Source organism: Pseudomonas helvetica (assembly GCF_039908645.1).
Taxonomy (GTDB): Bacteria; Pseudomonadota; Gammaproteobacteria; order Pseudomonadales; family Pseudomonadaceae; genus Aquipseudomonas; species Aquipseudomonas helvetica.
The window spans coordinates 700,777-725,268 of sequence record NZ_CP150917.1 but is presented as its reverse complement, the minus strand read 5'-3'; the positions used below and the strand labels follow the sequence as shown (position 1 = coordinate 725,268).

24 protein-coding genes are annotated in these 24,492 nt (G+C 60.2%); 18 read left to right on the top strand and 6 right to left on the bottom strand.

Translation table 11 applies throughout. From position 1 onward, the window contains the following. Positions 1 to 111 precede the first annotated feature (111 nt). From aroQ to AABM55_RS03095, 11 genes are all read left to right on the top strand, one after another. The gene (gene aroQ / locus AABM55_RS03145) at positions 112 to 564 is read left to right on the top strand and encodes a type II 3-dehydroquinate dehydratase (protein WP_347928798.1); all 453 of its coding nucleotides are present in this window, start codon (positions 112 to 114) and stop codon (positions 562 to 564) included. A gap of 48 nt (positions 565 to 612) precedes the next feature. Then, a complete protein-coding gene (accB, locus tag AABM55_RS03140; RefSeq protein ID WP_054595440.1) occupies positions 613 to 1,077 on the top strand; it encodes an acetyl-CoA carboxylase biotin carboxyl carrier protein in 465 nt (154 codons plus the stop codon). 17 nt (positions 1,078 to 1,094) lie between these two features. After that, positions 1,095 to 2,456 (top strand): acetyl-CoA carboxylase biotin carboxylase subunit, encoded by a 1,362-nt coding sequence (gene accC, locus AABM55_RS03135; RefSeq protein WP_019693757.1) that lies wholly within the window; start codon positions 1,095 to 1,097, stop codon positions 2,454 to 2,456. 311 nt (positions 2,457 to 2,767) lie between these two features. Continuing rightward, positions 2,768 to 3,646 (top strand): 50S ribosomal protein L11 methyltransferase, encoded by an 879-nt coding sequence (gene prmA, locus AABM55_RS03130; RefSeq protein WP_054595439.1) that lies wholly within the window; start codon positions 2,768 to 2,770, stop codon positions 3,644 to 3,646. A 30-nt stretch (positions 3,647 to 3,676) separates the two neighbouring features. After that, positions 3,677 to 4,939: a DUF3426 domain-containing protein gene (locus tag AABM55_RS03125; RefSeq protein WP_347928797.1), complete on the top strand. Its 1,263-nt coding sequence runs from the start codon at positions 3,677 to 3,679 to the stop codon at positions 4,937 to 4,939. A 197-nt stretch (positions 4,940 to 5,136) separates the two neighbouring features. Continuing rightward, positions 5,137 to 6,147 (top strand): tRNA dihydrouridine synthase DusB, encoded by a 1,011-nt coding sequence (gene dusB / locus AABM55_RS03120; protein WP_054595437.1) that lies wholly within the window; start codon positions 5,137 to 5,139, stop codon positions 6,145 to 6,147. Then, positions 6,144 to 6,464, top strand: coding sequence for a DNA-binding transcriptional regulator Fis (gene fis / locus AABM55_RS03115; RefSeq protein WP_007921650.1), 321 nt, complete (start codon positions 6,144 to 6,146; stop codon positions 6,462 to 6,464). The genes dusB and fis overlap by 4 nt, the downstream gene beginning before the upstream one ends. Positions 6,465 to 6,546: 82 nt before the next feature. Continuing rightward, entirely contained in the window at positions 6,547 to 8,154 is a 1,608-nt protein-coding gene (gene purH / locus AABM55_RS03110) for a bifunctional phosphoribosylaminoimidazolecarboxamide formyltransferase/IMP cyclohydrolase (protein WP_347928796.1), read from the top strand. 185 nt (positions 8,155 to 8,339) lie between these two features. Further along, the gene (gene purD / locus AABM55_RS03105; RefSeq protein WP_347928795.1) at positions 8,340 to 9,635 is read left to right on the top strand and encodes a phosphoribosylamine--glycine ligase; all 1,296 of its coding nucleotides are present in this window, start codon (positions 8,340 to 8,342) and stop codon (positions 9,633 to 9,635) included. A 99-nt stretch (positions 9,636 to 9,734) separates the two neighbouring features. Next, complete coding sequence (locus AABM55_RS03100) at positions 9,735 to 12,512, top strand: hybrid sensor histidine kinase/response regulator (protein WP_054595434.1); 2,778 nt, start codon at positions 9,735 to 9,737, stop codon at positions 12,510 to 12,512. Between the two features lie 64 nt (positions 12,513 to 12,576). After that, the gene (locus tag AABM55_RS03095) at positions 12,577 to 13,173 is read left to right on the top strand and encodes a MarC family protein (RefSeq protein WP_054595433.1); all 597 of its coding nucleotides are present in this window, start codon (positions 12,577 to 12,579) and stop codon (positions 13,171 to 13,173) included. Positions 13,174 to 13,262: 89 nt separating this feature from the next. On the opposite strand, the gene AABM55_RS03090 is transcribed toward AABM55_RS03095, so the two are convergent. The 6 genes from AABM55_RS03090 to cobG form a co-directional block, all read right to left on the bottom strand. Continuing rightward, positions 13,263 to 13,913 (bottom strand): hypothetical protein, encoded by a 651-nt coding sequence (locus tag AABM55_RS03090; protein ID WP_347928794.1) that lies wholly within the window; start codon positions 13,911 to 13,913, stop codon positions 13,263 to 13,265. Between the two features lie 64 nt (positions 13,914 to 13,977). Then, positions 13,978 to 14,784: a hypothetical protein gene (locus AABM55_RS03085; protein WP_347928793.1), complete on the bottom strand. Its 807-nt coding sequence runs from the start codon at positions 14,782 to 14,784 to the stop codon at positions 13,978 to 13,980. Between the two features lie 235 nt (positions 14,785 to 15,019). Then, a complete protein-coding gene (cobJ, locus tag AABM55_RS03080) occupies positions 15,020 to 16,723 on the bottom strand; it encodes a precorrin-3B C(17)-methyltransferase (RefSeq protein ID WP_347928792.1) in 1,704 nt (567 codons plus the stop codon). Further along, a complete protein-coding gene (locus AABM55_RS03075) occupies positions 16,723 to 17,454 on the bottom strand; it encodes a precorrin-2 C(20)-methyltransferase (protein WP_103317033.1) in 732 nt (243 codons plus the stop codon). Before AABM55_RS03075 ends, cobJ begins: the two co-directional genes overlap by 1 nt. Further along, positions 17,454 to 18,080, bottom strand: a complete 627-nt coding sequence (locus AABM55_RS03070) for a precorrin-8X methylmutase (RefSeq protein ID WP_054595430.1) — start codon at positions 18,078 to 18,080, stop codon at positions 17,454 to 17,456. The genes AABM55_RS03075 and AABM55_RS03070 overlap by 1 nt, the downstream gene beginning before the upstream one ends. Then, positions 18,073 to 19,395: a precorrin-3B synthase gene (cobG, locus tag AABM55_RS03065; protein ID WP_347928791.1), complete on the bottom strand. Its 1,323-nt coding sequence runs from the start codon at positions 19,393 to 19,395 to the stop codon at positions 18,073 to 18,075. The genes AABM55_RS03070 and cobG overlap by 8 nt, the downstream gene beginning before the upstream one ends. A 116-nt stretch (positions 19,396 to 19,511) precedes the next feature. Between cobG and cbiE the strand changes: the two genes are divergently transcribed. The 7 genes from cbiE to AABM55_RS03030 all read left to right on the top strand — a co-directional run bounded on the left by cbiE (position 19,512) and on the right by AABM55_RS03030 (position 24,481). Beyond that, entirely contained in the window at positions 19,512 to 20,723 is a 1,212-nt protein-coding gene (gene cbiE / locus AABM55_RS03060; protein WP_347928790.1) for a precorrin-6y C5,15-methyltransferase (decarboxylating) subunit CbiE, read from the top strand. Next, positions 20,716 to 21,813 (top strand): cobalt-precorrin-5B (C(1))-methyltransferase, encoded by a 1,098-nt coding sequence (locus tag AABM55_RS03055; RefSeq protein WP_347928789.1) that lies wholly within the window; start codon positions 20,716 to 20,718, stop codon positions 21,811 to 21,813. Before cbiE ends, AABM55_RS03055 begins: the two co-directional genes overlap by 8 nt. After that, positions 21,810 to 22,532 carry a cobalt-precorrin-6A reductase gene (locus tag AABM55_RS03050; RefSeq protein WP_347928788.1) on the top strand — a complete coding sequence of 241 codons (723 nt, stop codon included), beginning with the start codon at positions 21,810 to 21,812 and terminating at the stop codon, positions 22,530 to 22,532. Before AABM55_RS03055 ends, AABM55_RS03050 begins: the two co-directional genes overlap by 4 nt. Positions 22,533 to 22,626: 94 nt before the next feature. After that, positions 22,627 to 23,040 carry a DNA-binding protein gene (locus tag AABM55_RS03045; RefSeq protein WP_146016241.1) on the top strand — a complete coding sequence of 138 codons (414 nt, stop codon included), beginning with the start codon at positions 22,627 to 22,629 and terminating at the stop codon, positions 23,038 to 23,040. Positions 23,041 to 23,078: 38 nt separating this feature from the next. Then, positions 23,079 to 23,480, top strand: coding sequence for a DUF2946 domain-containing protein (locus tag AABM55_RS03040; RefSeq protein WP_347928787.1), 402 nt, complete (start codon positions 23,079 to 23,081; stop codon positions 23,478 to 23,480). A 47-nt stretch (positions 23,481 to 23,527) separates the two neighbouring features. Then, the gene (locus tag AABM55_RS03035) at positions 23,528 to 24,007 is read left to right on the top strand and encodes a copper chaperone PCu(A)C (RefSeq protein ID WP_347928786.1); all 480 of its coding nucleotides are present in this window, start codon (positions 23,528 to 23,530) and stop codon (positions 24,005 to 24,007) included. 54 nt (positions 24,008 to 24,061) lie between these two features. Next, positions 24,062 to 24,481: a DUF2946 domain-containing protein gene (locus tag AABM55_RS03030; RefSeq protein ID WP_347928785.1), complete on the top strand. Its 420-nt coding sequence runs from the start codon at positions 24,062 to 24,064 to the stop codon at positions 24,479 to 24,481. Positions 24,482 to 24,492: the final 11 nt, after the last annotated feature.

Sequence of the window (24,492 nt, the reverse complement as noted above, 5' to 3'; positions counted from 1 at the left end):
CGCAATCATCGGTCATTGTGCTGCCTATTGCAGAGAACTGGACAGTCACAAACGCTTTGCGGCATAGTCGCCGGGTTCTGATAACTGCACACGGATAACAAGGAACAGCCGATGGCGACCCTACTGGTTTTGCACGGACCCAACCTGAACCTGCTCGGCACCCGCGAACCGGGCGTCTACGGGGCTGTGACCCTGGCCGAGATCAATCAGGACCTGGAACAACGCGCGCGCAATGCCGGCCACCATTTGCTCTACCTGCAAAGCAACGCCGAGTATGAATTGATCGACCGCATTCACGCCGCTCGCGGCGAGGGTGTGGATTTCATTTTGATCAATCCAGCAGCTTTTACGCATACAAGTGTCGCATTACGTGACGCGCTGCTGGCGGTGAGCATCCCATTCATCGAAGTGCATTTGTCTAACGTGCACAAACGCGAACCTTTCCGCCATCACTCTTACTTCTCCGACGTTGCGGTGGGAGTGATCTGCGGCCTTGGCGCCAGCGGTTATCGACTGGCCCTGGAGGCCGCACTAGAACAGCTTGAAAGACAGGCAACGACTTGAACAACAAGCGTTAAACGCCCCTGACCGACCCTTGGGAGTTGATGATTCATGGATATCCGTAAAGTTAAGAAACTGATCGAACTGCTGGAAGAGTCCGGCATCGACGAGCTCGAGATCAAGGAAGGCGAAGAGTCCGTACGTATCAGCCGCCACAGCAAAACCCCGGCCCAGCAGTACTACGCTCCTGCGCCAATGCACGCTCCGGCTCCGGCACCTGTCGCTGCTGCCGCGCCTGCCGCTGCCGCTGCACCTGCTGCTCCCGCTGCGCCAGCGCTGAACGGCAACGTTGCCCGTTCGCCAATGGTTGGCACCTTCTATCGCAAGTCTTCGCCGTCCTCGCCGTCCTTCGTTGAAGTTGGCCAGAGCGTCAAGAAAGGCGACACCCTGTGCATCGTCGAAGCCATGAAGATGATGAACCACATCGAAGCTGAAACCAGCGGTGTGATCGAATCCATCCTCGTCGAAGACGGCCAGCCGGTTGAGTACGACCAACCGCTGTTCACCATCGTTTGAACCGCGGAGAGCCAACGATGTTGAAACCTGCGAAGTTGGAAAAAGTTCTGATCGCCAACCGCGGTGAAATCGCCCTGCGGATCCTGCGTGCCTGCAAAGAGATGGGCATCAAGACCGTCGCCGTTTACTCCAAGGCCGACAAGGAGCTGATGCACCTGGGCCTGGCAGACGAATCGGTGTGCATCGGTCCGGCATCGGCCGCGCACTCTTACCTGCACATCCCGGCGATCATCGCCGCTGCTGAAGTGACCGGCGCCACCGCCATTCACCCAGGCTACGGTTTCCTCGCGGAAAACGCCGACTTTGCCGAACAGGTAGAAAACTCCGGCTTCGCCTTCATCGGCCCGAAAGCTGAAACCATCCGCCTGATGGGCGACAAGGTTTCGGCCAAGCACGCCATGATCGCTGCCGGCGTACCAACCGTTCCAGGTTCCGACGGCCCGCTGCCGGAAGACGAAGAAACCGCTCTGCGCATTGGTCGCGAAGTCGGTTACCCGGTGATCATCAAAGCCGCTGGCGGCGGTGGTGGTCGCGGCATGCGCGTTGTGCACAAAGAAGAAGACCTGATCTCCTCGGCAAAACTGACCCGCTCCGAAGCTGGCGCGGCGTTCGGCAACCCGATGGTCTATCTGGAAAAATTCCTGACCAACCCACGTCACGTGGAAGTTCAGGTACTTTCCGATGGCCAGGGCCACGCTATCCATCTGGGTGACCGCGATTGCTCGCTGCAACGTCGCCACCAGAAGGTTCTCGAAGAAGCACCGGCACCGGGCATCGACGAGAAGGCTCGCCAGGAAGTCTTCGCTCGCTGCGTCAAGGCGTGCATCGACATCGGTTACCGTGGCGCCGGGACTTTCGAGTTCCTGTACGAGAACGGCAGCTTCTACTTCATCGAGATGAACACTCGTGTCCAGGTAGAGCACCCGGTTTCGGAAATGGTCACCGGCATCGACATCGTCAAGGAGATGCTCAGCATCGCCGCCGGCAACCCACTGTCGTTCACCCAGGATGACGTGGTCATCCGCGGTCACGCGCTGGAATGCCGGATCAACGCCGAAGACCCGAAAACCTTCATGCCAAGCCCAGGCACGGTCAAGCATTTCCATGCCCCGGGCGGCAACGGTGTGCGGGTTGATTCGCACCTGTACAGCGGCTACGCCGTTCCGCCGAACTACGATTCGTTGATCGGCAAACTGATCACTTACGGGGCAACCCGTGAAGAAGCCATGGCGCGCATGCGCAATGCGCTGGACGAAATCGTGGTCGACGGGATCAAGACCAACATCCCGCTGCACCGCGACCTGACCCGCGATGAAGGCTTCTGCAAAGGTGGAGTCAACATCCACTACCTGGAACACAAGCTGGCTGCACAACACTAAAGCTTGATCCAGACCAACAAAGCCGCTTTCGAGCGGCTTTGTTGTATCCGGGATTACTGAATGCAGAACCCTTGTGGCGAGGGAGCTTGCTCCCGCTCGGTTGCGAAGCAGCCGCAAACCATCCAACAGTTGTGTCCCAGGTAAAACCGAGGCGCCCATTTTTGGACCGCTTCGCGCTCCAGCGGGAGCAAGCTCCCTCGCCACAGGTATATCCCTGGCAAGCCGGTCGTCTTCTGCGCCGCTCTCGCGTAAACTTACGCGCTTCTCGCAGCCCGCCAGGCTGCACATTACATTTTTCAAAGGTGCCCGCCATGCCTTGGCTGCAAGTCCGTCTCGCCATCAGCCCAGAACAAGCCGAAACCTACGAAGACGCCTTCCTTGAAGTCGGCGCCGTCTCGGTGACCTTCATGGACGCCGAAGATCAGCCGATCTTCGAGCCGGAACTGAACACCACCCCACTGTGGTCGCACACCCATCTGCTGGCCCTGTTCGAAGGTGGCACCGAAGCCGCCAGCGTGCTGGCTCACCTTGAGCTGCTGACCGGCAGCCCGCTGCCCGAGCATCACAGCGAAGTCATTGAAGACCAGGACTGGGAGCGCAGCTGGATGGACAACTTCCAGCCAATGCGCTTCGGCCAGCGCCTGTGGATCGTCCCGAGCTGGCACGCTGCGCCTGAGCCTGATGCGGTCAACCTGCTGCTCGATCCGGGCCTGGCGTTCGGCACCGGGACCCATCCGACCACCGCCTTGTGCCTGGAATGGCTCGACGGCCAGGACCTGAAGGACTGCCACGTACTGGACTTCGGCTGCGGCTCGGGGATCCTCGCGATCGCTGCCCTGCTGCTGGGCGCCAAGGAAGCGGTCGGCACCGACATCGACGTGCAGGCACTGGAAGCCTCCCGCGACAACGCCGGGCGCAACAACATCGACCCAGCGCTGTTCCCGCTGTACCTGCCTCAAGATTTGCCGCAAGTGCAGGCCGACGTACTGGTCGCCAACATTCTCGCCGGACCACTGGTTTCCCTGGCCCCACAACTTTCCAGCCTGGTCAAGCCCGGCGGTCGCCTGGCACTGTCGGGCATCCTCGCCGAGCAAGGCGCGGAAGTCGCAGAGGCTTATGCCAAGGACTTTGAGCTGGACCCGATTGCCAATCGCGATGGCTGGGTGCGCATCACCGGCCGTCGGCGCTAAAATGAGCGCCTGCATACTCCGGATAGCCGCATGACCGATAGCTTCGTCACCCAGTGCCCGCATTGCCAGACCAGTTTCCGCGTCAGCCACGCCCAATTGAGCGTCGCCCGCGGAGTGGTTCGCTGCGGCTCTTGCCTGCAAGTGTTCAATGCTGCACGGCAGTTGCTCGAGCAACGCATGGGCAAGGAAGCTATCGCCCTCACGACCCCGCCACCGGTTGAGCCGCCCACGCAACGGGCCATCAGCCAGAAGCAGTGGACAGCCGCCGAACTGGATCTGGACAGCCTCGACCTTGACGAAGAACTCGCCAAGCTCGAACAACGGGAAATCCAGCCGACCAAAGAGTTCGGCCATCATGAGCGCAAGCACAAGGAAGACTCGCTGAGCGCCCGTCGGGATACGCCCGAAGGTGAAGAGCCTTGGTCCGACAGCCTGTTCAGCGATTCAGCCGCCGAACGCGCGATGGCCAGCGAAAACACACACGCACCGGCCGAGAACCATCGATCGGCAGACATCGCCGACGAGCCGGAAAAACCCTCGCGCACCGAACCCTCGCTGTCGCTCGAGCTGGTCGACCTGGACGATGAGCCAGAGGCACCGCAGCTGCGCCTGGACCAGCCGTTCGAAACGCCAGAGCCCGCAGCGAAACACGAACGCCTGTCCGCGACCGATGACGACCTCGACGACGCCCCCCCTGAAGCCGAGCCCGTACGCAAGAAGCGCACGCGCAACGAACCAGCCATGCATGACGAGGTGCTGCAGGACCTGATCGACGACCCGCTGCAACTCGACTGGCAAAAACGCCGCTCACCCTGGGGTCGCCGGCTCTTTTGGAGCCTGATGGTCCTGCTGGGCGCAGCAGCCCTTGCCGGCCAGTACATCGCCTATCACTTCGACGAACTGGCCCGTCAGGATCAATACCGCCCCTGGTTCCAGCAACTGTGCCCGCAGATTGGCTGCAGCGTGCCGTCCAAAGTCGACATCGCGAAAATCAAAAGCAGCAATCTGGTGGTGCGTAGCCACCCGGACTTCAACGGCGCGCTGATAGTCGACGCGATCATCTACAACCGCGCGTCGTTCTCGCAGCCGTTCCCATTGCTGGAACTGCGCTTTGCCGACCTCAATGGCCATCTGATCGCCAGCCGCCGCTTCAAACCGGGCGAGTACCTCAATGGCGACCTCGCGGACCTCGCAGAAATGCCACCGCAAACACCGATCCATATTGCCCTGGACATCCTCGATCCCGGCCCAAAAGCCGTGAACTACAGCCTGAGCTTCCACTCGCCCGAGTGAATCGCTTCACTCGGCGCCGAGTCTCGCGCCGTTGACGGCAATTTTCCGACTCCCGGCGCCTCGAACCAAACTGATGGCAATAACAGAATAACTGTTCAGATTTTATCCAATTCAGCCTTTATCCAGTCATCGAGAGCGGGTATCATGCCAACCCTTTTTCGAACTCTCATGATCCGACCCCACAACAGGGAAGTCCTATGTCGGCGGTACGCATCGGCCCATATACATTGCACAACGGCTTGATTCTCGCCCCGATGGCGGGAGTCACCGACCAGCCCTTTCGTCAGCTGTGCAAACGACTGGGCGCAGGGCTTGTAGTCTCGGAAATGGTCACCAGCGACATGAGTTTGTGGAACACCCGCAAATCGCGTCTGCGTATGGTCCACGAAGGCGATCCCGAGCCACGCTCGGTACAGATCGCCGGTGGCGATGCACAGATGCTGGCGGAGGCAGCACGCGCCAACGTCGAGTTGGGCGCCCAGATTATTGATATCAACATGGGATGTCCGGCCAAGAAGGTCTGCAACAAGGCCGCCGGCTCCGCGTTACTGAAAGATGAAGAATTGGTGACCGAGATCCTGCACGCCGTCGTGGCGGCGGTTGATGTGCCGGTCACGCTGAAGATCCGCACGGGCTGGGACCGGGCGAACAAGAATGGTCTGACGGTGGCGAAGATCGCCGAACAGGCAGGCATTACGGCACTGGCGGTGCATGGCCGGACCCGTGCCGATCTGTACACCGGTGAAGCCGAGTACGACACCATTGCCGCGATCAAGCAGGCGGTGTCGATTCCGGTCTTCGCCAATGGCGATATCGACTCGCCCGAGAAGGCCCGGCACGTGCTTGACGCGACCGGTGCCGATGGCCTGCTGATAGGCCGGGCTGCCCAGGGGCGGCCATGGATTTTTCGTGAGATCGAGCATTATCTGCGTACCGGCGAAAAACTCCCGGCACCGGAATTGATCGAGGTGGAACGTATTCTGCTTGAGCATCTGGCCGCGCTCCATGCTTTCTATGGAGATGTCATGGGCGTACGCATCGCCCGCAAGCATGTCGGCTGGTATCTCGCAACCCTGCCGGGCGCCAGGGAGTTTCGCGCCCACTTCAATCGTTTGGATGGTACGGAAACACAATGCGCCAACGTTCGGGAGTTTTTCGCCGAGCGCTACAAGAGCCTGACAGGGGACGGAGAAGGGGTGGCCGCATGACGATGATGACCGAGACTTTAGTGAGTGGAACAGCACCCGTGAGCGACAACGTAAATTTGAAACAGCACCTCAATACACCGAGCGAAGAAGGCCAGACCCTTCGCGGGAGTGTCGAGAAGGCGCTGCACAATTATTTCGCCCACCTTGAAGGCGCTGCCGTCACGGATGTGTACAACCTGGTGCTCTCCGAAGTCGAGGCTCCCCTGCTCGAAAGCGTGATGAACTACGTCAAGGGCAATCAGACCAAGGCCAGTGAGCTGCTGGGACTGAACCGCGGCACCTTGCGCAAGAAACTCAAGCAGTACGATTTGCTGTAAGCATTCAATCAAACCAGAAAGGCGCCCGCGTAAAACCGGTCGCCTTTTTTGCTGACTTCCTTTGCTTTTGATGGAAATTGAGATGACCGACCAGACCACCCGCCTGCCGATCCGCCGCGCCTTGATCAGCGTTTCCGACAAGACCGGGATCCTCGAATTCGCCAAGGAACTCGAAGCCCTCGGCGTCGAGATCCTCTCCACCGGCGGGACGTTCAAGCTGCTGCAGGACAATGGCGTAGCCGCTGTGGAAGTCGCGGATTACACCGGTTTCGCAGAAATGATGGACGGTCGGGTGAAAACCCTGCACCCGAAAATCCATGGCGGGATCCTCGGTCGTCGCGGTATCGACGACGCGATCATGAACGAGCACGGCATCAAGCCGATCGATCTGGTCGCCGTTAACCTCTACCCGTTCGAAGCCACCATCAACAAGCCAGGTTGCGACCTGCCGACCGCCATCGAGAACATCGATATCGGGGGCCCGACCATGGTCCGCTCCGCGGCCAAGAACCACAAAGACGTGGCCATTGTGGTGAACGCCAGCGATTACGCCAGCGTGCTGGAAAACCTCAAGGCCGGTGGCCTGACCTACGCTCAGCGTTTCGACCTGATGCTCAAGGCCTTCGAACACACCGCGGCCTATGACGGCATGATCGCCAACTACATGGGCACCGTGAACCAGGCTGCTGAAACCCTCACCACCGAAGGTCGCAGCGAGTTCCCGCGCACCTTCAACAGCCAGTTCATCAAGGCTCAGGAAATGCGCTATGGCGAGAACCCGCACCAGAGCGCGGCGTTCTACGTTGAAGCCAAGCCCGCCGAAGTCGGCATCGCTACCGCGACCCAACTGCAAGGCAAAGAACTGTCGTACAACAACGTGGCCGACACCGACGCTGCACTGGAATGCGTGAAGAGCTTCGTCAAACCGGCCTGCGTGATCGTCAAGCACGCCAACCCGTGCGGCGTTGCCGTGAGCCCGGACGCTGAAGGCGGTATCCGCCAGGCGTACGAACTGGCTTACGCCACCGACACCGAATCGGCTTTCGGCGGCATCATCGCGTTCAACCGCGAACTGGACGCCGAAACTGCCAAGGCCATCGTCGAGCGTCAGTTCGTCGAAGTGATCATCGCCCCGTCGGTCAGCGAAGAAGCTCGCGCCATCGTTGCCGCCAAGGCCAACGTTCGCTTGCTGGCGTGCGGCCAATGGTCGGCTGATCGTGCCCCGGCCTGGGACTACAAGCGCGTCAATGGCGGTTTGCTGGTACAGAGCCGCGACATCGGCATGATCGGCAGCGAAGACCTGAAGGTTGTGACCAAGCGCGCACCGACCGAGCAAGAGATCAACGACCTGATCTTCGCCTGGAAAGTCGCCAAGTACGTCAAATCCAATGCCATCGTCTACGCCAAGAACCGTCAGACCATCGGTGTCGGCGCTGGCCAGATGAGCCGCGTGAACTCTGCGCGCATCGCCGCCATCAAAGCTGAACATGCTGGCCTGCAAGTGCAGGGCGCGGTCATGGCCTCGGACGCGTTCTTCCCGTTCCGCGACGGCATCGACAACGCCGCCAAGGTTGGCATCACCGCCGTGATTCAACCAGGCGGCTCGATGCGTGACAACGAAGTGATTGCTGCCGCAGACGAGGCCGGCATCGCCATGGTATTCACCGGCATGCGCCACTTCCGTCACTGATTATTGCTCTTGTGGGAGCAAAGCTTGCTCGCGATGGGTTCACTGCGGTGCATCAGCGAGACCAAGGTGATGCCATCGCGGGCAAGCCTTGCTCCTACAGGTACGGCGTGACGGCAGATGTCGTACGCCGATAGGCGGGCAGCCGAGGCTGCCCCACAGAATTAGCGTCATCCGAGGTTTTTGAAATGAATGTTTTGATCATTGGCAGCGGTGGCCGTGAACACGCCCTGGCCTGGAAAGTCGCTCAGGATCCGCGCGTACAGAAAGTCTTCGTAGCCCCGGGCAACGCCGGCACTGCCATTGAAGCCAAGTGCGAGAACGTCGCTATCGACGTGCTGGCCCTTGAGCAGTTGGCCGACTTTGCCGAGAAAAACGTCTCCCTGACCATCGTCGGTCCGGAAGTCCCGCTGGTCGCAGGCGTAGTCGATCTGTTCCGCAAACGCGGCCTGGACTGCTTCGGCCCAACCGCTGGCGCCGCCCAGCTGGAAGGTTCCAAGGCATTCACCAAGGACTTCCTGGCTCGCCACAAGATCCCGACGGCCGACTACCAGAATTTCACCGAGATCGAGCCTGCCCTGGCTTATCTGCGTGAAAAAGGTGCGCCGATCGTGATCAAGGCCGACGGCCTGGCAGCCGGTAAAGGCGTGATCGTCGCCATGACCCTGAGCGAAGCCGAAGACGCCGTACGCGACATGCTCGCCGGCAACGCATTCGGCGACGCCGGTTCGCGCGTGGTCATCGAAGAGTTCCTCGATGGCGAAGAAGCCAGCTTCATCGTCATGGTCGACGGCAAGAACGTGCTGCCGATGGCCACCAGCCAGGACCACAAACGTGTTGGCGACGCCGACACCGGCCCGAACACGGGCGGCATGGGTGCCTACTCCCCTGCCCCGGTGGTCACCAGCGAAGTTCACCAGCGCGTCATGGACCTGGTGATCTGGCCAACCGTGCGTGGCATGGCCGAAGAAGGCAACGTCTACACCGGCTTCCTCTATGCTGGTCTGATGATCGACAAAGCCGGCAACCCGAAAGTCATCGAGTTCAACTGCCGTTTCGGCGACCCCGAGACCCAACCGGTAATGCTGCGCCTGCAGTCGAGCCTGGTATTGCTGGTCGAAGCGGCGCTGGCACAGGCACTGGACAAGGTCGAAGCTCAGTGGGATCCACGTCCAAGCGTCGGTATCGTACTGGCTGCTGGCGGCTACCCGGGCGATTACGCCAAGGGCGCCGTGATCGAAGGCCTGGATGCCGCCGCTGCGCTGGAAGGTAAAGTCTTCCACGCCGGTACCGCACTCAAGGACGGCAAGGTTGTGACGGCCGGTGGTCGGGTACTTTGCGCCACCGCCATGGGCGCAAGCGTCGATGCCGCCCAGCAGCAGGCCTACAAGCTGACCGCCAAAATCAACTGGGAAGGCTGTTTCTACCGCAAGGACATTGGCTACCGCGCCATTGCCCGTGAGCGTGGCGAAAATCAGGAATAAGCTATCCATTCGGCTAGGCAGGGGCCCATGGCCCTTGCCGTACTATTCCGGCGCCGCGCATAGTTATAATCTGGAATCAACCTACGAAGGGATTTCGCCGTGCGCTGGCTCAGGATTGCCATAGGCTTCACCGTCACTCTGCTGACCCTGCTCTGCATGCTCCCGGCGCAGGCCGCGCAAGGCAGTGGCTGGGCGGTATTGCTCGACGAACAGGCAGACCTGCAACTGAGCGATATCCGCTCGGCTCGCTACACCAACCAATTCAGCCCGATTGAACTCGACCAGATCACCGCCGCCGAACCCAGTGGCGCGTTGTGGCTGCGTTTCAAGCTCAGTCCCGGCAAACACGAACAACTGCTGCGCATCTTCGCCCCCGATTTGTCGCACCTGAACCTCTACGTTCTGGATGGCGACACGCTGGTCGAGCAATTGACCAGCGGCAACGAGCAACCGCAGAGCGAGCGACCACTCCCCAGCAGCGACTTCATGTTGCCGCTTCCACAAAGCGACAAACCCCTCGACGTCTATCTGCGACTGGTTTCCGAACACGAGTTGCGCCCCTATATCACCCTGCAATCTGCAGTGATGGTGGCGGCGAACCAGAACCAGACGCTGATCTATGGCCTGTTTTTTGGCTGCATCGCGATGCTGATCCTGTACAACCTCACGCGCTACGGCTATAGCCGCTCGCGCAGCAGCGTCTGGCTGGCAGCGTGCGAGGGACTGTTACTGCTCAGCCTGGTGCTGTTGTTGAACCTGGCTGGACCATGGCTTCCCGACTGGCATGCCGTGCAAACACCCGGCGCCTACCTGGCGCTACTGCTGACAGCCCCTTGCGGCCTGATGTTCGCCTACCGCTTCTTTGCCCCGCTGGGCCCACATCCGCTAAACAAATTGCTGCTGGGGGACATCCTGTTCATTGTCCTGTGCAGCCTGCTGTTGCTGTTCGTCGACACCCTGCCGCTGAACATCATCACCTATGCGCTGGTGGCCCTGGCGGGCCTGAGCATGCTCTTTGTCAGCGCCTATCACTGGCAAAAGGGTTATCGGCCGGCACGCCTGTTCGTGGCTGCGATGGTGGTGTTCAACGTCGGCACGCTGATCATTCTGCCGGCGCTGCTGGGGCTGACCCTGGTTGCACCGCAAGGCCTGATCATGACCTTGATGGCCTTCATCTGCATCTGCGGCGTGCTGATGAGCATCGCCTTGAGCGAACGCCAGCGCAGCATCACCGAAGACCGCTTCAGCGTCAGCCGTGACCTGGCAGCAAGTAATGCCGAGATCAATGCCAAAGCCGAATTCCTGGCAAAGATCAGCCACGAAATCCGCACCCCGATGAATGGCGTGCTGGGCATGACCGAACTTCTGTTGGGCACCCCGCTGTCGGTCAAACAACGCGACTACGTACAAACCATCCATAGCGCCGGCAATGAACTGCTGACGTTGATCAACGAAATCCTCGACATCTCCAAGCTCGAGTCCGGACAAATCGAACTCGACGATGTGCAGTTCGACCTCAACGCACTGATCGAAGACTGCCTGAGCATCTTCCGCGCCAAGGCCGAACAACAGAACGTCGAGCTGATCAGCTTCATCCAGCCACAGGTCCCTCGCGTGATCAGCGGCGACCCGACGCGTCTGCGCCAGACACTGCTGAGCCTGCTGGAAAACGCCCTGAAGAAAACCGACGAAGGCGAAATCCTGATCGTCGTTGCCCTTGACGAACGCAGCCACAAACCACGCCTGCGCATTGCCGTGCAAGACAGCGGGCAACCCATGGATGCCGAAGAACGAGAAGCCCTGCTGCATGCCGAACTGCACAGCAAGAACTTCCTTTCCGCCACCCGCCTGGGCGGTAACCTGGGGCTGGTAATCGCCCGCCAATTGATTCTGCTGATGCACGGGGAGTTCGGCATCAAGAGCGGCAGCAATCAGGGCAGCACACTGTGGCTGACCTTGCCGCTGGACCCCGAGCGCCTCGAACACCCGACCTCCGATCTCGATGGCCCGCTGCAAGGCGCACGGGTGCTGGTGGTGGATGACAATGACACCTGCCGAAAAGTCCTGGTGCAGCAATGCAGCGCCTGGGGGCTGAACGTCAGCGCCGTACCTTCCGGCAAGGAAGCCCTCGCCCTGCTGCGCACCAAGGCGCACCTGCGTGACTACTTCGACGTGGTCCTGCTCGACCAGAACATGCCCGGCATGACCGGCATGCAACTGGCGGCGAAGATCAAGGAAGACCCGAGCCTGAATCACGACATTCTGCTGATCATGCTCACCGGCATCAGCAACGCGCCGAGCAAGGTCATCGCACGCAATGCCGGGATCAAACGCATCCTCGCCAAGCCCGTGGCCGGCTACACCCTCAAGACCACGCTGGCGGACGAACTGAGCCAACGCAGCAAAGGCCTGGCGGTCTCGCAGCAACTGCCGAGCGGCGCGCCTGCGGCGGTCAAGGTGCCGAGCGATTTCCGCATTCTGGTGGCCGAAGACAACAGCATTTCAACCAAAGTGATTCGCGGCATGCTCGGCAAGCTCAACCTTCAGCCGGACACCGCCTGCAATGGTGAAGAAGCCTTGAAGGCGATGAAGGCCCAGCGCTACGACCTGGTGTTGATGGACTGCGAAATGCCAATCCTCGATGGCTTCTCCGCCACCCAGCAATTGCGTGCCTGGGAGGTCGGCAACCAGCGAACTCGCACACCGGTAGTAGCACTTACCGCACACATCCTGGCCGAACACAAAGAACGCGCACGCCAGGCCGGCATGGATGGCCATATGGCCAAGCCCGTCGAGCTTTCACAACTGCGCGAACTGATCGAGCATTGGGTCGCGCAGCGCGATCAGCAGAATCAGGCAACGGCTCAAACGTCCTGAGCCGACAGACCCCGCAGCGCCTGATAGACTCCTCCTCGACTTCCCTCGCCAGTGAGCTTGCCCCATGCTCCACGTGTTGTTCAGTGTTTACCTGAAGATGCTGGTGCTCTACAGCCCCTTCTTCGTGTTGTCCTGCTTCATCAGCCTGACCCGCGGTTATTCGCGCAAGGAACAACGTCGACTGGCCTGGAATGTCGCCCTCGCGACCCTGGTTTCCAGCGTGCTGTTGTATTTGTTCGGGCGGGTGATTTTCAGCGTGTTCGGCATCACCGTAGACGCCTTCCGCATTGGCGCCGGCAGTGTGCTGTTCATTTCGGCACTGGGCATGGCTCAGGGCAAGTCAGCGGTCCAGACCGACAACGTGCAGCAAGACGTGACCATCGTCCCGCTGACCATTCCGCTCACTGTCGGCCCCGGCACCATCGGGGCCTTGCTGGTGATGGGCGTCAGCCAGCCGCACTGGGACGACAAACTCACCGCCATCCTCAGCATCGCCATGGCCAGCCTGACCGTCGGCGTGGTGCTGTACCTGTCCAACCGTATCGAACGGATTCTCGGTGACCAGGGTTTGCAGATTGTCAGCCGGTTGATGGGGTTGTTTGTGTGTGCACTGGCAGCGCAGATTATCTTTACCGGGGTCAAAGGGTATCTGGTGCCTTAGTTCGTCGTTCATCACGAGATTGCCCATCGAAAAACAAGGCCTTGTTGTTAAAGCACAAGGCCTTGCCAATGTTGATCAAACCAAACGACTCAGAGCTTCAGTTTCCTCACCAGGATCTTGTCTGAGTAAGCGTCGATTTTCTCGTGAACCCGTCCACGGTAGTTTTCAAACACCTCCCGATTGAAAGCAAAAACGCCGCCATCCGGGATGATGACCACTTCTTTGCCGAACTCACTCCAGAAAAAGAAGTCATCCTCAATCACGTTGGTGCTATAGCGCAATCCGTACAGGCAGACGACCACGTCGCCGGAATCAAGACGTTCGCAAGGTGCACATTTGAGAATACCCGACCCACTGTTCGCGACGTTGCCGCGAAAGAAGTTCCAGGCAAACTCGTCCAGCCTCAACGCCGCGTAAGTTTCCTCAACAAGCTGACCTAAACGTTCCACCCCCAAGCGGCCGATGATGGTATGGCTGACGCTCAGCAGTTGATTGACATTCGACACCCTCAACGGCTCAGAGGGGACGATAGTTTTGAGTGTGAAGCCAGCCTTCAACAACCGCCCCTGGTAATAATCGAACCAGACTTTTTTTGATACTTGCCCTGGGTATTTATCAGTCGCTGCCAGTTCCGCATACAGCAAACAGTCCTGTATATCCTGTTGGTCCTGCGGGCAAACCTCGGACGCAAAGGATAACACGCAGCTACCCACCACTACAGCATCAGCAAGCACTGACATATTGAACACCCCGTTCATCCACGCTAAATAAACCACCCCCTATTGAAAGCCTCTTTCGGCTTTACTAGCCTGCAATCTTTTTAAACAGATCATCACCGAACTGGTTAATGTAGTTATGAACCTGCTGACGCTTTCGATCAAACGCACGCTTATTAAACTTTCTAATGCCTGCCGCTTGAAAAAGGTGAACCCCCTCTGTCTTGAAAGTAAAAAACAGAAATTCGCCATCGTAGTCTTTACTGAACACATCCAGGCCGCCCATGACCATTGCCATACCACCACCAGGGGCAACAATACAAGGAACTGCTTTGAAGCTGACAACCGAACTTTCCTTGCTTCCGGCGTCCACGATTTTCAGCGCTGCCTTATCGCCCTTGAGCTTGTCAAAGCCCGACGCTACCAGGCTCAATACATTTCCAGAGCCCGCACTGATGACAGTCTCAAGCACTTGCAGCAATGCTTCGTTCATGCTCAGCGTCAGCTTTTTGGAGTCATACTTCTTATACGTGTAGCTTTCTGTGACCCAGCCAATCGCCGACAAGGCTTCGTTATAAGCCATGTATCGCTGTTCTTGCGAGGTTTCGACAGGCAGTTTTCTGACGACGGCTTCGGCAAAAGCCTGGCTATCCAGTGCATCCTGCTTATCATCTTCGCTAAGCCGTTCCTCAAATACCACAAGGGATGGACCGACGACCGACGCATCAATTCCCTGCGCAGCACCATTCAGCGAAACACTGCCGCTCTTGGCAAACATCCTGAGTCGGGGACGCGCGAAAACTTCAGCTAACTGAGCGTCGATTCGCTCAAAGTATTTATCCTGCACAGCCTCAGAGAAAGGGACATCCGCAACATTAATTATTTCGTTTCCCATATGAACATCCTTAGTAAATACTCGCCGCTCCATGCGACAGAAACAAAACTAAGGTACTCGACTTCAATCGTCAAACGCATTCACAGAAGCAACTTATTCCAATAGTTACCAACCTCCATGCAGCTCCAACAGCAAGCCATAGCCAGAGCACATAAAAGTGCGCTATTTATTAGCGGTGTTAGTTGTGAAAACCACTGTTAAAACGCAAGCGACCTCGGCGTGAGGTCGCCGCTATTCAGGAGACCGGCTTGGTTGAATACCAGCGTGGCGTATAAACCCACTCACCACCTTCAGCGCGCGGGAACACGCAGGTGGTGGATGAACCAATCAGCACCATGGTCCGCATATCAACCTGATCAGGGGTCAACTGCCCGAGGGTCGTGACCCGCAGCGTCTGGCCCGGACGACCGATATCCCGCCCCAGCACCACCGGCGTTTCCGGCGTGCGATGCCGGGCGACGATTTCCAGCGCACGGCCCAATTGCCACGGACGCGAACGCGAGATCGGGTTGTAGAAGGCCAGGGCCAGGTCAGCCTCTGCCGCCAGGTCCAGACGCTTCTCGATGATCGTCCAGGGTTTCAGGTTGTCCGATAAAGACATCACGCAGAAGTCATGCCCCAAGGGTGCACCCGCTTGAGCGGCGGTCGCCAATGAAGCGGAGACACCCGGCAGGATTTCCAGATCGACGCTGTGCCAGCTCGTATCGGTAGATTCGTGCAGCGCTTCGAGCACCGCCGCTGCCATGGCAAATACGCCTGGGTCACCGGATGAGACGACCACCACTGAACGGCCTTGGGCGGCCAGTTCGAATGCGTGGCGCGCGCGCTGCATCTCCTCGCGGTTGTCGGTGCAGTGCAACACTTGATCGGCACGGAACGGCCCGGCCATGCGCACGTAGGTTTCATAACCGAGCACGTCGTTGGCACGAGTCAGTTCCGCCTTGACCGCCGGCACCATCAGTTCGGCAGCGCCAGGCCCAAGACCGATGACCGCCAAACGGCCACGAGCACGACCAATCTGCAACGGGTCAAGCGGTTGCTCAGCCATCGCGATGGTGATTCCGTTAACCTCACAGACGCTGACCGGCTCTGCGAGCGCATTGTGCGCCAGTTCACCGAGACTCCCGGCAGCCGTCGCAAAACGCAGTGGCACACCCAGCTCCCGCGCCGCTTCACGCAACGCCGGGCTCGCCATCTGCTGATCGCTGGCCAACACGCAGGCGACCGATTGCACAGCAATTTTCGCCTGATGCAAGGCATCGCGTATCGCGTTCGGCAGATCTGCGACGTCGGCGCTCACCGCGACCAGAACGTTTTGCGGGTAGATCCGTAATTCATTGCCCGCAGGTGCGCGTTCGGCGCTACCAATATGAATCGCCAGATGCGCTTGCGGATCCTGCGGCAACTGCGCTTGATCCAGCCACGGGGCAGCGCCTTCGATACGTACGCTCTCACCGGCCAGCAAATCCGAAACGAAGCGCTTGCCCAGTTCCAGATCGCCCAACGCATAGCCACTTGGCGGATTGAGCAAGCAAGTGCCGAAGCGCAACTCACCGCTGGTGGTGATCGCCGCAGCCACGCCCAAACCGTCAGCTATCTCGCGGGCCAGCACGTTCACCCCGCCCAGACCGCCCAACAGCGGCACGACCGCGCTGCCATCCTCGGCGACAGCCAGCACCGGCGGCTCAGCGCCTTTTTCCAGGAGCAATGGCGCCAGCGTGCGAATGACGATACCGGCGGCACACAAAGCAATGATCGGTGTGTCATGTTGATAGAGCTGGCGCAGCGTCGCGCCGAACTCGTGGTAAACGCGGTCCGCGCCGTCGACCCGTTCGGCCAGGCCGTGGATCAAGGCGCCGGGGTATAGCTGTTGGATCTTGCGTGCGGTCGCGAGGCTGCCATTGCCAAGAATGACAATCGCCGGAACTGAACGAGTCATCAGCCTTGCCACCTTTCGCCGGGAACGATGATCAACGAAAAATACGGCGAGGACATCGGCTCGACCTGATCCAGCGGCACGATTTTCTGATTGGCCATGGTGGCGCGCTCAACGTACAACGCACGCTCTGCCAGACCGAGTTCTTCCAGCACCTGACGCACCTTCGGAAAGTTGCGCCCCAACTTCATCACCACAGCCGCGTCGGCATCGGCCAAACGACGCTTGAGTTCTTCGTGCGGTAGCACCCCGGACAACACCGACAGGCTTTGATTGCGATACACCAGCGGCGCGCCCAGCACCGAAGCACCGCCAAGCATCGAGCAGACGCCCGGCACCACTTCAGCCTCGTAACGTTCGGCCAGACGATCATGCAAATACATATAGGAGCCGTAGAAGAACGGATCGCCTTCGCAAATCACCGCCACGTCACGCCCGGCATCCAGGTGCGCGGCGAGCTGTTCGCCGGCCGCATCGTAGAAGTCGCTGATCACTTGCTCGTAGGACAGCGGCGGCGCCAAGGTCTCGGTGGTCACCGGGTAAACCAGCGGCAGCAACGTCTGCGCGCCCTGCAAATGCGCTTCGATGATGCCGAACGCATTGCCTTTTTTGCCCTTGGCGACGAAGTACGCCACCACCGGCGACTCGCGCAACAGGCGCAAGGCCTTGACCGTAATCAGTTCCGGATCACCAGGCCCCACGCCAAGGCCGATCAAACGTCCAGGTTGCTGCATCATTCAATCTCCGTGGCGAGGGCATTGACCGCTGCGGCGGCCATGGCGCTGCCGCCCAACCGACCTTGCATGATCACAAACGGCACGCCACGGCTGTCAGCCGCAAGCATTGCCTTGGACTCGGCGGCACCGACGAAGCCCACCGGGAAGCCGAGAATCAACGCCGGTTTTGGCGCGCCGGCATCGAGCATTTCCAGCAAGTAGAACAACGCGGTCGGGGCGTTGCCAATTACCACCACGCTGCCTTCCAGATGCGGACGCCACAGCTCCAGAGCCGCTGCCGAACGGGTGTTGCCGAGTTCGCGGGCCAGCTCCGGAACGCTCTCGTCACGCAGGGTGCAAATCACCGGATTGTTCGCCGGCAACCGCGCCCGGGTCACGCCTTCTGAGACCATCCGCGCATCACACAGAATCGCTGCACCGGCGGCCAGCGCATCGCGCCCGGCCTTGCCCGCGCCTTCGGAGAATTGCAGACCGTCGATCGCATCGACCATGCCGCAGGCGTGAATCACCCGCACCGCGAGTTTTTCCAGATCGGCCGGAATCCGGGCGAGGTTGGCCTCGGCGCGAATGATCGCGAAGGAGTTGCGATAGATCTCCTGACCGTCGCGGATGTAATCAAGCATCAAGTGGGCTCCGTGGGCGGGCATCAAGCGCTGCGCCGGCCGCTTCAATAGTGAGGTTGCGTACTTGCAGGGCGCCGAAACCCGGCTGCCCTGCATCGCGAAAATAGAGGTCGTAATGACCGGGGCTGACTGCCAGCAAGGTGACCGGCGCGATGTGCGCGGAGGCACAGGAGCGCGGGCAGCCGGACAGGTGAACTTGAACTCGGTCGCCACGACTTTGCAGCTGTGTGGACAATTGCAGGGCATCACCCTTTGTATCTGCCAGACCTTTGCCGCACCCGGCCGATCCAGTGCAGGCCACCAGATGGGCCAAAGCTTGATCGGCACTCACCAGAAAACCCAGGGCCTGCATTCCCTCACTGAGCGCCGGGGCATCCTGCGGGCGAATGTTCGGCAGCAGCAGGCTTTGCCAAGGGGTCAACCGCAGGCTGCCATCCCCAAACGCCTCGGCCAGAGACGCCGCGCCTTTGAGCATCGAAGCATCCAGCCGCCCCAGAGGCGGGACAGCGCCGACATAGACCAAGTCTTCCTGGCGCTGTGGATAAATACCGATGTGCAACCCTGGGCGCGACTCGGGACGCTGCCAGTCACTGATCGGGGTCAACGGCACACGCTCGGCCAAGGCCTGCACTACCGACGCCAGCGAACGCTCGGCCAGCACCTGCCGCATGCGGGTCTGATCCGGCCGCGCCAGATCGAGAAACAGCTCCAGCACCGCCACCACCAAGGTGTGACCGTCATTGCGCAACACCGCCCCTGCCGGTGTATCCGTGGGACAACCCGCCAGGCCAAACGCCAGCCATTGCTCACCATTGCGTTCAACCGCGCTCAACCAGAGGTCATGCGGATGTTCGAGCATCGCCAGCGCCTCGCCGCCATCCAGTTGCACGGCAAACTTGGCCGACAGCTGATGGAAACGCTCATGGCTTTGCAAGGTGGCGAGGATCTGCTCGGCCAGCGGACGAGTATCGAACAGCATGTGCCGATCGATGCCGGCACCGGGGCTGAGCATCAGGTTGCGTACATCATCGCCGGCAGCCGTCTTTGGGCCCAACCCGGCGGCCAGCAGGCTGTCGATCAAGGGCCGGCGCTCACTACCGATTCCGCGAATTTGCAGATTGGCGCGGTTGGTCGCCTCAATCACTCCACCGGCATAACGCTCGGCGGCCTCGGCCACAGCCATAGCCTGGGCAGCGCTGATCGACCCGCCATTCAACTTGATCCGGCAAATACCGCCGTCCGATGCCTGGACGATACGCAGCAACCCCGGACAGGCCGAGGGGCGTAAGGCGGTGTGCAGCTGACGTTCGTTCAAGGGGGCGACCGGCTAAGAGGTAGAAGCACTTCGCGAGCGAAGGCGCGGTATTATGCCTGCTTTGTCTGACGGCATGAAAAGCCTGCCCGTCGGAACACCCGGTTTGAGGAATATAAATGGCCCCTTGGCTGACAGTAGTGGGAATCGGTGAAGACGGCTTCAACGGCCTGGGCAAGAACGCTCGGCGCGCGCTGCTGGGTGCTTCGCGGATTTTCGGTGGCCAACGGCAACTGGATCTGCTGCCCGTGTGCATTCGTGGCGAACGACAGCTCTGGCCAAGTCCGTTTTCCCTTGAGCCCGTACTGGCGCAACGCGGTGAGCCTATATGTGTGCTCGCCAGTGGCGATCCGATGCTGTTCGGCGTGGGCGCCAGCCTGACGCGGCAAATTCCGAGCGATGAGATGCTGATCCTGCCCGCGCCGTCCTCCTGCTCTCTCGCTGCGGCCCGGATGGGCTGGCCGTTGCAAGAAGTGGTCGCGCTGTCGGTGGTTGCCCGGCCAATCGCAGCGCTGAACGCTCAACTGTTCAGCGGCGTTCGTTTACTGGTGTTGAGCAACGACCGGCACAGCCCCGCCGCGATTGCCGCGCTGCTGCGTGAACGCGGTTTCGGGCCGAGCCGGATGACCGTCCTGGAACACCTGGGCGGCGCGAGCGAACGACGCGTCGACGGCATCGCCAGCGACTGGACCGACCCGGTCGTCGCCGACCTCAACCTGATTGCCATCGAGTGCCTCGCCGCCCCTGATGCGCCGCGCTTGTCGCGCCTGGCTGGTTTGCCGGATGCAGCCTTCAAGCACGACGGCCAACTGACCAAACGCGATGTCCGCGCCATCACCCTCGCCCGCCTGGCGCCGGTGCCCGGTGAACTGTTGTGGGACGTCGGCGCCGGCAGCGGCTCGATCGGCATCGAGTGGATGCGTGCACACCCGAGTTGCCGCACGCTGGCCATCGAGGCCGATGCTGGCCGCCAGCAACTGATCGAACACAACCGCGATGCCCTCGGCGTGCCCGGCCTGCAATTGATTCGTGGCAGCGCGCCGCAGGCGTTGGCCGGTCTTGAGCGACCCGACGCTATCTTCATCGGTGGCGGCGTGACCCGTGACGGCGTACTCGATACCTGTTGGGCGCAGCTCAAACCCGGCGGTCGGCTGGTCGCCAACGCGGTCACCCTGCAAAGCGAGATGACCTTGATGGCCTGGCGCGAACAACACGGTGGCGAGCTGACGCGGATTCATGTCGCTCAGGCGCAGCCGCTGGGAGAGTTCGACACCTGGCGCCAGGCGTTGCCGATCACCTTGCTGGACGTGGTTAAACCCTTCGATGCGTGACGAAACCGCCGAACAACCCGCGCCTCTGCGCAGTGGCCTGACCACTGGCAGCTGCGCCACCGCCACCAGCCTCGCCGCCGCGCGCCTGTTGCTCGGCGCGGTGAGCAGCGATGCAGTGGAGATTGTGCTGCCCAAAGGCAAACAGGTGCAGATGCGCCTGGAGTTTTGTCGACTGACTGCCGATGGCGCCGAAGCCGGAACCATCAAGGACGCCGGCGACGACCCGGACGTAACCCACGGTGCGTTGCTCTACAGTCAGGTGCGTTTGATCAGCGAACCCGGTATTCGTTTCTGCGCCGGCAAAGGCGTCGGCACTGTCACTCGCCCGGGGCTGGTACTGAGTGTCGGTGAGCCGGCGATCAATCCGGTGCCGCGTAAGATGATCTCCGACCATCTGCTACTGCTCGCGCAGGAGTTCAGCTACAGCGGCGGTTTTGAGGTAACGGTCAACGTCGAGAACGGCGAGGCCCTGGCGCTGAAAACCATGAACCCGCGATTGGGTATTCTTGGCGGGTTGTCGATCCTCGGCACCAGCGGCATCGTTCGACCGTTTTCCTGCGCGGCGTACATCGCCTCGATCCACCAGGGCATCGATGTCGCCAAAACCAACGGTTACCTGCACATCGCCGCCTGCACCGGCAACGCCAGCGAAGACACCATGCGCCGGGTCTACGACCTGCCGGAAATCGCCCTGATAGAAATGGGCGATTTCGTCGGTGCAGTGCTCAAACATCTGCGCAAAGTGCCTGTGGATAAACTGAGCATTTGCGGCGGCTTCGGCAAGATCAGCAAACTCGCCGCCGGGCATATGGATTTGCACAGTCGCCACTCCAGCATCGACCTGCCGCAACTGGCCGAATGGGCCGCGAACGTTGGCGCTGACGCTGCATTGCAGCAAGGCATCCGCGAGGCCAACACCAGCCAGCAAGCCCTGGCAATGGCCAGCGCTGCCCGTATCGCCCTCGGTGATGCGGTGTGCCGGCACGCGCTGGATTTCGCCCGTAGCGTGGTGCCCAGGCAGGTTCAGGTCGAGGTGTTTGCCATCGATCGCCAAGGTGGCATCGTCGGTCATGCCGGAGCTTTTCAATGAAACGTTTGTTGCTGCTCGGCGGCGTCACCGAGGCCCTGGCAATTGCCCGAACCCTCGGCCCGCAACATATCTACAGCCTGGCGGGTGTGGGTCGGGTGCCGACCGACCTGAACTGCCAGGTACGAGTCGGCGGCTATGGCGGCGCTGAAGGCTTGACGCAATTCATCAAGGATCAAGGCATTGACCTGTTGCTCGACGCCACCCATCCCTACGCCGCGCAAATCAGTCGGAACGCCGCCACCGCGGCACAACAAAGCGGCATCCCGTGCTGGGCGCTACGCCGTCCGGCGTGGCAAGCGCAGACCGGGGATGACTGGCGCGAAGTCAACGACTGGGCCGAACTGATTGAAGCGTTGAAACCGTTCAAGCGCCCATTGTTTACCTTGGGCCGCGAGCCGCTGCAGCACCTGGATGAAATCCCGCCCGAGCAGTTCTGGACCTTGCGCGCGCTGGAGGTCTATCCAGGCAACGAGCGCTGCGAAGTGATCGGTGCACGCGGACCATTTTTCATCGAAGACGAACGCGCGCTGTTCGAACGCCGGCAGATCGATGTACTGATCAGCAAAAACAGCGGCAGCAGCGCCACCGAACCCAAACTTGAAGTGGCCCGCGAACGCGGGGTGCCGGTGTTGATCCTCAAGCGACCGGAGTTGCCGGGGGTTGAGCGGGAGTTTGGGAGTGTGGCTGAGGTGTTAAATGCACTGAGTACACTCGGATAAAGCTGTACGACTTTACGGACAACATCTCAGGAACGAGCCGACTGTTTCATTTCCCTGCTCAAGCTTATGGTTCTCGGCATAAACCGCGCCGAGAATGAAAATGGCAATCACATTTACCCGTTTCGATCCCGTAGACTTTATTCAAAGCTCTGGAGAAATTGCCGCCTATCTTCAAGCCTGCATTGAAGAAGATAGCGGCGATGGCGAGCTTTTCCGCGAAGCCCTGTCAGATATAAGCCGAGCTCAAAACCTTCCACCCGCGACTTCCGCAGACAGACACGCAACTGATCAAGTGTCGATTATGGCCTGCAGCCGAAACGTCTTTCATACAATCATTGCTCGAATCAACCGAGACCCGGAATTCGCCCGGGCATTACAAAACGAAGCCGCTACACTCTTTCGAAACGGTGAGCCGGAACTCGCTCACCGCATTTTGCACTTGTTGATCAAGGCGCTGCGACACCACACCGCACGGCGGTTTTTTACTTATCGCCCCCGATCAGGCTAAATACCCGGCTTGATCACCCACCCAACCGGATATGACCCATGTCCCGACAACGGCTAGCATTTGCCTGGATCGCCTGCTTCGCAGTGCTGTTCAATATGCTCGCCATGCCGATGTCCGGCGCGATGGCGCAAGGTGCCAGTCAGTCGCCGGCCGAGCAGTTGTTGTGGGGCAGTTTCTGCTCGTCCAGCGGGACGAAAATGGTGGCGATTTCTCTGGGCAAACTTGAACAAAAAGCCCCTTCAAACGACGATCATTCAAATATGCAGCATTGCTGGTGCTGCTCTGGCTCGGCGCCTTTAGTGGCGTTGCCGGGCCATGTTCCACAGCTGTATTTCGCGCGTTTCGAGGCCAATCGAAGCCGACCGGCGCCGCCCCTCGACATCCCCACGCCACGCCAGCAATGGCCAAGCCTCAATCCTCGAGCCTCTCCTCTGGTCTGATTACCCTCGCAATTGATCTGCGTGTCTAATCGTTCTGGAGAACTGCCATGTTGAAGAAACTCATCGTTCTGGCCGCCTTGTTGCTGCCTGCGTGCTTTGCCAATGCCCATGAATACAAAGCCGGCGAACTGGAAATCGCCCACCCTTGGTCGCAAGAGCTACCGCCCAACGCGCCAACGGTTGCTGCCTATTTCGTGATTCACAACAATGGCAAAACCGCCGACCGCCTGCTTAGCGTTGCTTCGCCGATCGCAGGCATTGCCGAACTGCACGAGCACGTGATGCAAGGTGATTTGATGAAAATGCAGCAAGTGCCGAGCGTCGAGATTCCGGCTGGCGATGACATCACGTTCGCACCGATGGCTTATCACGTGATGCTGCTGGAGCTCAAAGACCGCAGCCTGCTCCGCGACGGCAAACGCTTCCCGCTGACCCTGCATTTCGAAAAGTCCGGCGATGTGACCGTCGAGGTCGCGGTACAGAAACAACCGCCCGCCGGCACCGAAGCGCACATGCACGCCCAGTAATCACAGCCTGAAAAACCTGTGAACGCACGGCGCTCGCTCAGCGTCAGGCGGTCAGTGCCGCGCCGCACCTCGTTGAAGGTTGCGCGCGGTAGCTGGATCAGCCTGTTCGCCATGTTGATGATCTTTATCGGCCCACTGATTTCTCAGTCGATGCCGATGGATCAACGCATGCCGATGCCTATGAACGTGTCGATGGACATGAGCATGGACATGTCGGCGAACGCCCACGCCGAGCAAAACGCGCAAGCGGCTGCCGAACACTGCGCACCAAAACCCGATCACCACGCGCTCTGGGAAAAGTGCGGCTATTGCAGCCTGCTCTTCAACTGCCCCGCGCTGCCCGGCAGCCTGTCGTTCGCTGCCTTCGACACACCTTCCGCACACAGCTTCATCAGCCCCTCCCCCCGCCTGGGCCATGCCCGGCAAACCGTTTTCCCCGGCGCCCGCACCCGCGCCCCGCCCATCGTCGCGTAAACACCCACACC